Origin of the sequence: Tepidimonas sp. (genome assembly GCF_029335975.1) — a bacterium.
Lineage (GTDB): Bacteria > Pseudomonadota > Gammaproteobacteria > Burkholderiales > Burkholderiaceae_C > Tepidimonas.
On record NZ_JARJMT020000193.1, the window covers coordinates 1 to 9950 of the forward strand.

At 67.7% G+C, this 9950-nt stretch carries 10 protein-coding genes and 2 pseudogenes; 5 read left to right on the forward strand and 7 right to left on the reverse strand.

Annotated elements, in window-relative coordinates:
• A partial coding sequence (locus P3W97_RS10765) for a M48 family metallopeptidase (RefSeq protein WP_300846609.1) occupies nucleotides 1-1326 on the forward strand: 1326 nt, incomplete at its 5' end.
• 77 nt (nucleotides 1327-1403) lie between these two features.
• Nucleotides 1404-1853: a DUF3717 domain-containing protein gene (locus P3W97_RS10770; protein WP_300846611.1), complete on the forward strand. Its 450-nt coding sequence runs from the start codon at nucleotides 1404-1406 to the stop codon at nucleotides 1851-1853.
• Nucleotides 1854-1899: 46 nt separating this feature from the next.
• On the opposite strand, the gene purB is transcribed toward P3W97_RS10770, so the two are convergent.
• Nucleotides 1900-3357: an adenylosuccinate lyase gene (gene purB / locus P3W97_RS10775; protein WP_300846613.1), complete on the reverse strand. Its 1458-nt coding sequence runs from the start codon at nucleotides 3355-3357 to the stop codon at nucleotides 1900-1902.
• Between the two features lie 43 nt (nucleotides 3358-3400).
• Between purB and P3W97_RS10780 the strand changes: the two genes are divergently transcribed.
• The gene (locus tag P3W97_RS10780) at nucleotides 3401-4024 is read left to right on the forward strand and encodes a glutathione S-transferase N-terminal domain-containing protein (protein ID WP_300846615.1); all 624 of its coding nucleotides are present in this window, start codon (nucleotides 3401-3403) and stop codon (nucleotides 4022-4024) included.
• A 221-nt stretch (nucleotides 4025-4245) separates the two neighbouring features.
• Here P3W97_RS10780 and P3W97_RS10785 read toward each other — a convergent pair whose 3' ends face one another.
• Nucleotides 4246-4848 carry an ATP-binding protein gene (locus P3W97_RS10785; RefSeq protein WP_300846616.1) on the reverse strand — a complete coding sequence of 201 codons (603 nt, stop codon included), beginning with the start codon at nucleotides 4846-4848 and terminating at the stop codon, nucleotides 4246-4248.
• A 453-nt stretch (nucleotides 4849-5301) separates the two neighbouring features.
• Between P3W97_RS10785 and P3W97_RS10790 the strand changes: the two genes are divergently transcribed.
• Nucleotides 5302-5943: a DUF5666 domain-containing protein gene (locus tag P3W97_RS10790; protein ID WP_300846618.1), complete on the forward strand. Its 642-nt coding sequence runs from the start codon at nucleotides 5302-5304 to the stop codon at nucleotides 5941-5943.
• A gap of 16 nt (nucleotides 5944-5959) precedes the next feature.
• Here P3W97_RS10790 and P3W97_RS10795 read toward each other — a convergent pair whose 3' ends face one another.
• The 5 genes and pseudogenes from P3W97_RS10795 to P3W97_RS10815 form a co-directional block, all read right to left on the reverse strand.
• Nucleotides 5960-6922 (reverse strand): sodium-dependent bicarbonate transport family permease, encoded by a 963-nt coding sequence (locus P3W97_RS10795; protein WP_300846621.1) that lies wholly within the window; start codon nucleotides 6920-6922, stop codon nucleotides 5960-5962.
• A 12-nt stretch (nucleotides 6923-6934) separates the two neighbouring features.
• The gene (arsB, locus tag P3W97_RS10800) at nucleotides 6935-8026 is read right to left on the reverse strand and encodes an ACR3 family arsenite efflux transporter (protein WP_300846623.1); all 1092 of its coding nucleotides are present in this window, start codon (nucleotides 8024-8026) and stop codon (nucleotides 6935-6937) included.
• 4 nt (nucleotides 8027-8030) lie between these two features.
• A complete protein-coding gene (locus P3W97_RS10805) occupies nucleotides 8031-8531 on the reverse strand; it encodes an arsenate reductase ArsC (protein WP_300846625.1) in 501 nt (166 codons plus the stop codon).
• Between the two features lie 120 nt (nucleotides 8532-8651).
• Nucleotides 8652-9413: a cation transporter gene (locus P3W97_RS10810; protein ID WP_367184622.1), complete on the reverse strand. Its 762-nt coding sequence runs from the start codon at nucleotides 9411-9413 to the stop codon at nucleotides 8652-8654.
• Between the two features lie 31 nt (nucleotides 9414-9444).
• Nucleotides 9445-9675, reverse strand: a pseudogene (locus P3W97_RS10815) (hypothetical protein); the annotation flags it as partial.
• On the opposite strand from P3W97_RS10815, the pseudogene gyrB reads away from it, so the two are divergent.
• Nucleotides 9671-9950, forward strand: a pseudogene (gene gyrB / locus P3W97_RS10820) (DNA gyrase subunit B); the annotation flags it as partial. The pseudogenes P3W97_RS10815 and gyrB overlap by 5 nt on opposite strands.

Genomic DNA, 9950 nt, shown 5'->3' on the forward strand with positions numbered 1-9950 from the left:
GCCGCCCGGCGCCGGGGTGAGCTGGCGGTTGAACTGGCCGAGCGTTACGCCTGGCAAGTGCTGCTGGCCCGCGACCGCACGGTCAACGCCTTTGCCCTGCCCGGGGGCTACCTGGGCGTGCCTCTCGGGCTGATCGGCGTGAACGGCAGCGCGGACGAGCTGGCATCGGTCCGCGCGCACGAGTTGAGCCATGTCACGCACCGCCACCTCGCCCGGCTACTGAGCCGGCAAAGGCAGCAAGCCCCCTTGGTTTTGGCGGCGATGGTGTTGGGGGCGCTCGCCGCCAGCGCGGCCCGCACTGCCGACATCGGCAGCGCGGCGATCGCGGGCGGCCAAGCGGTGGCGCTGCAAGCGCAGCTCAACTTCTCGCGCGACATGGAGCGCGAGGCCGACCGCATTGGCCTGACCGTCTTGCAGGCAGCGGGTTTCGACGGCCACGGCTTCATCGGCATGTTCGACCGGCTGCAGCAGTCGGCCCGCCTGAACGACGATGGCAGCTACCCCTACTTGCGCAGCCATCCGCTGACCACCGAGCGCGTGGCCGACATGCGGGCACGCCTGCCGTTGGAGGCGGCGGCGCGCGCACCGGGTGCGGCGGCCAGCCCCGTATCGCCCACCGGCCACACCTTCATGGCGGCGCGCGCGCGGGTGCTGGCCGACCCGGCCCCAGACCGGCTGCAGGCGCACGCGAGCGCAGCGCTCGATGGAGGCAACGGACGCGCGGAACGCGCCCCCGGGCACCTGTACGCTGGCGCGCTGGCCTGCGCCTGGCTGCGCGACGCCCCCGGCGCGCTGCGGCTGCTGCCCGCCGTGCGCGAGGCGGCGGATGCGGACGACGCCCGGCTGGCGGCCGACCTGCTGCATCTAGAGCTGCTGTCGATGCTGCGCACCGACCCGCGCCTGCCGCCCACCGAAGGACAGGCCCTGCCAGCCTGGGCAGAACGGGGGCTGGACAGCGGAGGCCGCGCCGGGCTGCTGCTGGCGGCCGGGGCTGCCAGTGCGCTGCCCAGTCCCCTAGGGCAGCGGGTTATGGCGCGGCTGCTCGCGTGGTGCGCGCAGCATCCAGGGGATGCCGGGGCTTGGAGCGCCCTGGCGGCGGTACAGCATGCATGGGGGCAGCCCGTGCGGGCCGCCCGCGCCGAAGGCGAAGCGCGGCTGGCCTGGTTGGACCCAGCGGGTGCGCTGGACCGTTTTCGTGCGGCCCAGCGGCTGGCGCGCGAGCAGGGGCTGGAGGATCTGGTGGAACTGTCCGTACTGGATGCCCGCGCCCGACACGCCGAAGGCCTGCTGCGCGCGCAGCTGGCCGAACAAACACAGCGCCGCTGACGAATACCCACCGGGACAGCTAAGATCACGGCCCCGATTCGGTATCCCCCGTTTTCGCATTCACTCCGCACATTCGCATGGCCGGCATCCACATCACTGACATCGAGGCCGCGATCAACCATTGGCGCGCGCGCCAACCCTCGCCCGACGGCGTGACCCTGGGGCCCGAACTGCGCGCACTGGCCGAGGTCTATGCGCTGATGGTGTATTACCGCACCGACGAAGCCGATGAACACACCATGCCGCGTGCCGCTTGGGCAGCGTGGAAGGCGTGGTACGACACCACGCCGGATACACCCTGCATCGCCATCTGCTCTACCAACCAAGGCGACGCGATCTGCAAGGGCTGTGGCCGCACGCACGACGAGGTGACGCACTGGCCGGCGATGACGCCCGGCGAAAAGCGCGCCGTCTGGCGCCGCATCACACTGGAGGCCAGCGCCTGGCGCTTCAACGTTTACGCCGAGCGCGCGGTGGAGCAGCAGGGTAACACCGCACCGTCAGGCAGAACCCATCCAGACCCCTAACGCCGGCGCGCCCCCAGGAGGCGGGTGCGACGGGCACGGCGCGCCGTCAAATCCGCTGCGCCAACTCGGCGGCCTTGCCAGTGTAGCCTGCTGGGGTCAGCGCGTGCAGGCGGGCCTTTTCTGCATCCGGGATCGGCAGATCGTCGATGAGCGCCTGCAGCGCCGCGCGCGTGACCCGCTGGCCGCGCGTGGCCTCTTTCAGCCGCTCGTAGGCGAGCGGCACGCCGTAGCGGCGCATCACGGTCTGGATCGGCTCGGCCAGCACCTCCCACGCGGCGTCCAGGTCAGCGGCCAACGCCGCCTGATCGAGCTCGAGCTTGGCGAGGCCCGCCAGCAGCGACTGGTGCGCCAGCACCGCGTAGCCCAGCGCCACCCCCATGTTGCGCAGCACGGTGGAGTCGGTCAGGTCGCGCTGCCAGCGGCTGATCGGCAGCTTCTCGCTCAGGTGGCGCAGCAGCGCATTGGCCAGCCCCAGGTTGCCTTCGGCATTTTCGAAGTCGATCGGGTTGACCTTGTGCGGCATCGTCGAGGAGCCAATCTCGCCAGCTTTGAGCTTTTGCCGGAAATAACCCAGGCTGATGTAGCCCCAGACGTCGCGCGCCAGGTCGACGAGGATGGTGTTGCTGCGCGCCACGGCGTCGAACAGCTCGGCCATGTAATCGTGCGGCTCGATTTGGATGCTGTAGGGCTGAAACGTCAGCCCCAGGCCAATCGGCGCCTGCGGCGGCGTATCGGGTCCAGGCGCTGGCGTCTCTACGACACTGCGCGCAAAGGCCTCCCAGTCTACATCCGGATAAGCCGCCAGATGCGCGTTGTAATTGCCCACCGCCCCATTCATCTTGGCGCGCAGCGGCACCGCAGCGATGCGCTCGCCCGCCGCCTGCAGCCGCGCCACCACATTCGCCAGCTCCTTGCCGACCGTGGTGGGGCTGGCGGTCTGGCCGTGAGTGCGCGACAACATCGGCACGGCCGCCCAGGCATGGGCCTGCTCGCGCAGGCGCGCAGCGATGGCATCTAGCCCGTGCCGCAGCACTGCGCGGCCGGCCTGTAACTGCAGCGCATGGCTGGTGTTGTTGATGTCTTCGCTGGTGCAGGCAAAGTGCACGAACTCGCCCGCGCGCTGCAGCTCCGGCCAGCCGGCAAACACCCCGGGCACACCCAGCTCGGCATGGCCGCGTATCCAATACTCCACCGCCTTGACATCGTGGTTGGTGGTGCGCTCGATCGCCTTGATCGCAGCCGCATCCGCTGGTGAGAAGTCGCGCACCACGCGCCGCAGGTGCGCGCGCGCCGCCGCCGACAGCGGCGGGAATTCCGGCAGGCCCAGGTCGCTCAGGCGCTCAAACCAGGTCAGCTCCACCTGCACGCGCCGGTGCATAAAACCGTATTCGCTGAATATCGGCCGCAGGACAGCCACCTTGGCGGCATAGCGGCCGTCCAGCGGCGACAGCGCGGTCAGCGCGGCATCTGGCGTGGCAAGGGAGGCGTCAACGGGTGCTTGCATGGTGACCCGATTGTAGGCGTGCAGCCTCTCTACAATCGACCCCATGAAACTCAAGCTCATCGGCAGCCTCACCAGCCCCTACGTGCGCAAGGTGCGCATCGTCATGGCCGAGAAGAAGCTCGACTTCCAGTTCGAGCAGGCCGACCCTTGGGCCGCCGACAGCACGGTACCGGACGCCAACCCGCTGGGCAAGGTGCCCTGTTTGGTCATGGAAGGTGGCGAGGCAGTGTTTGACTCGCGCGTCATCGTCGAGTATCTGGACACGCTATCCCCCGTGGGCAAGCTGATTCCGGCCAGCGGACGCGAGCGCGCCGAAGTCAAAACCTGGGAGGCCCTGGCCGACGGCCTGCTCGACGCAGCGGTGGCCGCACGCATGGAGCAGGTGTGGAGCGGCCGCGCGGCGCATGAGCGCAGCCAGGCCTGGGTGGATCGGCAAATGGCCGCAACGCAGCGCGCGCTCAAGGCCATGAGCATGGGGCTGGGCGACCGCCCACACTACCACGGAGTGCACCTTACCCTGGCGGATATCGCGGTGGGCGTCGCTTTGGGGTATTTGGATTTTCGCTTTCCCGCCATCGACTGGCGCAGCATCTTCCCCAATTTGGCCCGGTTACACGAGCGGCTTTCGCAGCGCCCCAGTTTCCAAGACACGCTGCCGCCCGCGTAACGGAATAAAAAGGCACCGCGCAGCGCTCCCAGAGGCAACAGGAGGGAGGGAGGAGGAGGAGAACCGCCTCGGAGAGTTTTCAGCCGACACGGGCAACCACCGCATCGACTGCGCTTCGCGGCACACAGAAATCGTTGCCTAGCTGATACAGTGGAACGCGGCCCGAAAAAAAAGTTCCCGACACCGTTCAGAAGGCGCGCACAGGGCGGAACACCTGGCCGTCAATCGTTAGTGACTGCCGGCAGCTCCAGCGCCGCGCGCAGGCCGCCCTGCGGCGCGCGTGCCAGCGTCAGCGTGCCACCGTAGAGCGCGGCCACCTCGCGCACGATGTCCAGCCCCAGTCCGCTACCCGGTACGCGCTCATCGGCCCGCACCCCGCGCGCCAGCACCTGCTGGCATTGCTCGGGCCTCAAGCCCGGGCCGTCGTCATCCACCGTCAGCTGCAACCGCTGTCCGTCGCGCCGCACCGTGACCTGCACGCGCTGGCGCGCCCACTTGCACGCATTGTCCAGCAGATTGCCGGCCATCTCCTGCAGATCCTGCGCCTCGCCGGCGAACACGACCGCTGGATCCCCCGCCAAGGTCAACGCCACAGCCGCAGCGCCATTGGGGCGCGTCGCGTGTACCTTGCGCATGACGCGCAGCAATCCCTCCAGAAGCGGCTGTACCGGGGTATGGCGCCCAGGGTGGGCGGCGCTGGCGGCGCGCGCGGTCGGAATCAACACCGGCGCGGTCACCCCCTCGGCGCGCCAGCGCTGCAGCACCGTCAGGCCGTCCAACTGCGGCAGGCCAAGATCCAACACGAAGACGTCATACGGCTCCACCCCGCCCAGCTCCCACGCGCGGCGGCTGCCGCCGGCCAGGGCAGTACCAGCCCGAGCGATATGAACAACACGAACAGCATCCCGGGCCTCCACCCGATACGCCGCCCGAGCAAGCCGCGGATCCGCAGCGGCAGCACAGAGGGGTTTATGGTGCGAATGGTGTGGCGACATGGCTGAACCGGACATGAACCGCGCTCGACGCGGGTATACACCGAACGTTCAAGCCTGAGCGAACACTGGGCCGGCTGGCTGCCAATGCCGCCTCGACCGGCCCCCAATGCCACGCCCCGCTTCGCGGCTGGCTCAGCCACACACGGCGGCGGCCCTATTGGCGTTGCGCCTGCAATGGGGCGTGGTCGCCAGCGCACGAACAGCTTTTTGGCGAGGAGTGGCCGCAGGATCTGCACGAGGGACTGGCTGGCTGGGTCGCGCCTTCGACTTGGCTACCGCTCCGTGCTAGCGGCCTGCGGTGGCAACGGCGACACCACCACTGACGCCACCCCGGCGACCCCAAGCAGCGCCACCGTGCTGGCCTACGGCAGCATCAGCGGCTTTGGCAGCGTGATCATCCATGGCGTGCGCTGCGACGACAGCCTGGCCCGCGACCGCAGCGAGGACAGCGACATCTTCGACCGCCGCGATCTCGGTTTGGGCATGGCAGCACGGGTGGAAGGCAGCCTCGGGCCGGGTGGTACGATCGGCATGGCCAGCGTCATCGAGATCGGCGCCGCGCTGCGCGGTCCGGTAACGGCAGTCAGCGGCGGCGGTGTCTTCGCCGTGCTCGGCATCCCCGTCACCTCCAGCGCCGCCACGGTGTGGGTGGATATGGCCAGCCCAGAGACACTGGCCGTCGGCCAATGGGTCGAGGTGCACGGACTGGACGGTGCCGACGGCTCGGTCACCGCCACCCGGGTGGAGACCACGCCGGCCGGCGTCATCGCGGCGCTGCTGCTGATGCTGGCAGTGCTGGCCTACTGGGCGTGGGACTGGTCCAACGCCCCAACCCGCGGGGCGCCGGGGGACGCTGCGCTATCGAGCAGGACGCTCGCAGCAGCGCAGACTTGCACTGCGGGCCAGCACGGATGCCAGGGCTAGGCCCAGCGCCCGCAGATCAGCCCAGCACCGCGCGCGCCACTTGGGTGTACAACGGGATGCCGATCAGAATGTTGAACGGGAAGGTCACCCCCAGGCTCAGCCCGAGGTACAGCGCCGGGTTGGCTTCCGGGATGGCATAGCGCAACACGGCTGGCACCACGATGTACGAGGCGCTGGCCGACAGCACCATCAGCAGCACCGCGTCGCCCACCGGCATGCCCAACACGGTGGCCAACCCCAGCGCAATGCTGGCGTGTACCAGCGGCGCCAACCCCGCATAGGCCAGCAGCACCGGCGATGCCTTGCGCGCCTCGCGAAAGTTGCGCGCCACCATCAGCCCCATGTCTAGCAAAAAGAACGCCAGCATGCCCTTGAACAGGTCGCCCGAGAACGGTTGCATCACCGCCTTGCCAGTCTCGCCACTCAGGTAGCCGATCACCATCGACCCCAGCAGCAGCATTTGCGCTCCATCGGTGAAGGATTCGTGCAAGATATGCCCAATGCGCAGATCGGGCGAGCCAGCCACCCCACGCGCCTTGCGGATGGCATTGGCCAGCAGCACGGCGACGATGATGGCCGGCGACTCCATCAGCACCATGGCCACGGTCATGTGGCCGCCAGGGGCCAGCCCGGCACTGGTCAAAAACTGCGTCGCCGCGACGAAAGTCACCGCACTGACCGATCCGTAGCAGGCTGCTACGGCCGCTGCGTCCAGGCGCGAGACGTGGCGGCGCAAAAATGCGTAGCCCATCAATGGCACGATCACCGCCATGGCCATGGCCGCCCCGATGCCGTACAGAATGTCGGGATTGAGGCCCGCCTGCGCCAGCGCAAAACCGCCCTTGAGCCCCAGCGCCATCAACAAATACAGCGACAAGAATTTGGCGATGGCCGGCGGGATTTCCAGATTGGAGCGCACCGCGCCGGCCAGCACGCCGAAGACGAAGAACAGAATGGCGGGATCGAGCAGGCTTGGCATGCGGACATCCCATCAAGCCGCCTTACGCGACCCGCGCATGCCCGACTCGTACCACCCTTTGCTGCGGTTGACGATGGATACCACGGCCAGCATGACCGGCACCTCGATCAGCACGCCCACCACGGTGGCCAAGGCGGCACCGGATTCGAAGCCAAACAGACTGATCGCGGTAGCCACGGCCAGCTCGAAGAAGTTGGACGCGCCGATCAGTGCCGACGGACCGGCGACGGCGTGGGATTCGCCGAATCGACGGTTCAGCCAGTAGGCCAGCGACGAGTTGAACGCCACCTGGATGAGGATGGGCAGCGCCAACAAGGCAATCACGAGCGGCTGGCGCAAAATCTGCTCGCCCTGAAAGGCGAACAGCAGCACCAATGTCGCCAACAAGGCCGCGATCGACCATGGCCCTATGCGGCGCAGGGCAGCATCCAGGGCCTGCGGACCGCTCACCAGCAGCCGGCGCCGCCACGCTTGGGCCAGCAGCACGGGCACCACGATGTACAGCCCCACCGACACGAGCAAGGTGTCCCACGGCACGGTGATCGCCGACAGGCCCAGCAAAAAAGCCACCAACGGCGCGAAGGCAAACACCATGATGGTGTCGTTGAGGGCCACCTGCGACAGCGTGAACAGCGGATCCCCGCCAGTCAGACGGCTCCAGACGAACACCATCGCCGTGCATGGTGCAGCAGCCAGCAGGATCAGACCAGCCACATAGCTGTCGATCTGCTCTGCCGGCAGCCAGGGCGCTAGCCACTGGCGCACGAATAACCATGCCAGAAACGCCATCGAAAAAGGCTTGACCAGCCAGTTGACGAACAGCGTCACCCCGATGCCGCGCACATGGCGGCGTACCTGACCCAAAGCGCCGAAGTCCACCTTCACCAACATGGGAATGATCATCACCCAAATGAGCAGCCCCACTGGCAGATTGACTTGCGCCACCTCAAGGCGGCCAATGGCCTGGAACAGGCCTGGCAACCATTGCCCGAGGGCAATGCCCACGACAATGCAAATCGCCACCCACAGGCTCAGGTAGCGCTCGAACGCACTCATTGGAGAACCACTGGCCTGCTTGGCGGCTGTTTCACATTGGGCGCTCATCGATTCACTCTCCTGCCAAAAAACGGGCGCTGTTTTGCAACTCGGCGGGGCTGAGCTTTTCGTCTGGCAGTTGCACCAGAGCCTCTAGGCGACGCCGGATCCGTTGCAAAGTGAGGCGGAAGGCTTCGTGCTTGGCCTCGTCGAGGGCATCGCCCGCGGACGGATCGGCATAGCCCCAGTGGGCGGTGGCCGGGTGCCCGGGCCAGACCGGGCAGACCTCACCCGCCGCATCGTCACATACGGTGATGATGAGATCCATTTCGGGCGCATCGGGGCCGGCAAACTCATCCCAACTCTTGCTGCGCAGCCCGTCGGTTGCGATGCCCGCCTCGCGCAGCACCGCCAACGCCAGGGGATTGGGTTGTTGGTTGGGGCGCGGGTTGCTGCCAGCCGAATAGGCCCGAAAACGCCCGCGCCCCAGGTGGTTGAGCAGCGCCTCGGCCAAGATGCTGCGGGCGGAATTGTGGGTGCATAAAAACAGCACATTCAAGGGACGTGTCGTCATGATCTGCCTCCAGGGTTGGACGCGGCGTCGGCCACGCGAAAAGCAAAAATAGGGCCCAGGGGGTAGCAACGCATCACCGGGCTTGCCTTCGGCGGGCGGAATGTGTCATAGCCAACATGCTCAACGCAGCGCCAGTATCCGCCGCGCCCCGTCGAGCACGACCAGCCCGATCACACTCCCAACGACCAGGTCGGGCACCGCAGAGCCGGTCCACGCCACCAACAGCCCCGCCACGATCACCCCCAGGTTGGCCAGCACATCGTTGGCGGAGAAGATGGCGCTCGCCTTCATATGGGCACCGAGCCCTCGATACCGCGCGACCAACCACAGACAGGCCACATTGGCCACCAGGGCAACCGCCCCAACGCCCATCATCAAGGCCGATACCGGCTCGCTGCCCTGTATCCAGCGCCGCCCCACCTCGGCCAGCGCCAGCAGGGCCAGCATCAGCTGTAACCACCCTGCCAGGTGCGCGGCCTGCAGCTTGCGGGCGGCGGAGCGGCCCACGGCCAACAAGGCCACACCGTAGACGGCCGCATCGGCAAACATGTCCATCGCATCGGCCAACACGCCCGCGGACTGGGCCACAATGCCCACCCCGACCTCCAACAAAAACATGACCCCGTTGATGGCCAGCAGGGTCCACAGCACACGCGCCTCGGTCTCGTCGGTGGATGCTGGCTGTATGCCCGACGGCGGGACGGGCTCGGTGTGCACCAGGTGCGCGCCCAGGTTCAAGCGCTCCAGCCGGGCCAAGACCGCCTCGGCTGGCCCCGGGTGCTGCACCGTCAGGCGGCGCTGTCCCAAGTCAAAGGTCAGCGCCACATCCGGCATGTCGCGCAGCGCCATGCGAATGAGGTTCTCCTCGGACGGACAGTCCATCCGTGGGATGGAAAAAACACTGCTGTGCCAGTCAGACATCGATGTTGGACGCCCGCAAGGCGTTGGTTTCGATGAAGGCTCGGCGCGGCTCGACCTCATCACCCATCAACATGGTAAACACCTTGTCGGCCTCGATGGCGTCCTCGATGCGAACCTGCAGCAGCCGGCGCACTTCCGGGGTCATGGTGGGTTCCAAGAGCTGCTCTGGGTACATTTCGCCCAAACCTTTGTAGAGCTGGAGGCGTGTGGTGCGCTCGGCGTCGGCCCGCAGCGCCGCCGCCCTGCAAGCCGCGCTGCGCGAAGGCAGCGCCACCGGGGTGCCGGCCGAGGTGAGTGCCGAATTCGACGTGCGCGCGGACAAGCCGCTGCTGCGCATCAGCCGCCGCCACCACGGCCATGTGCGCTCCAGCGTCATCACGCAGGACTTCGTGCATGGAGCCGACTATGCCGTGCTGGCCGATGCGGCCCGCACCTTCCAGGGCTTGCTGGGCGAGGGGGCCAAGGTCGTGCGCGGCGAGGGTGAGCGCGCCAAGGAAG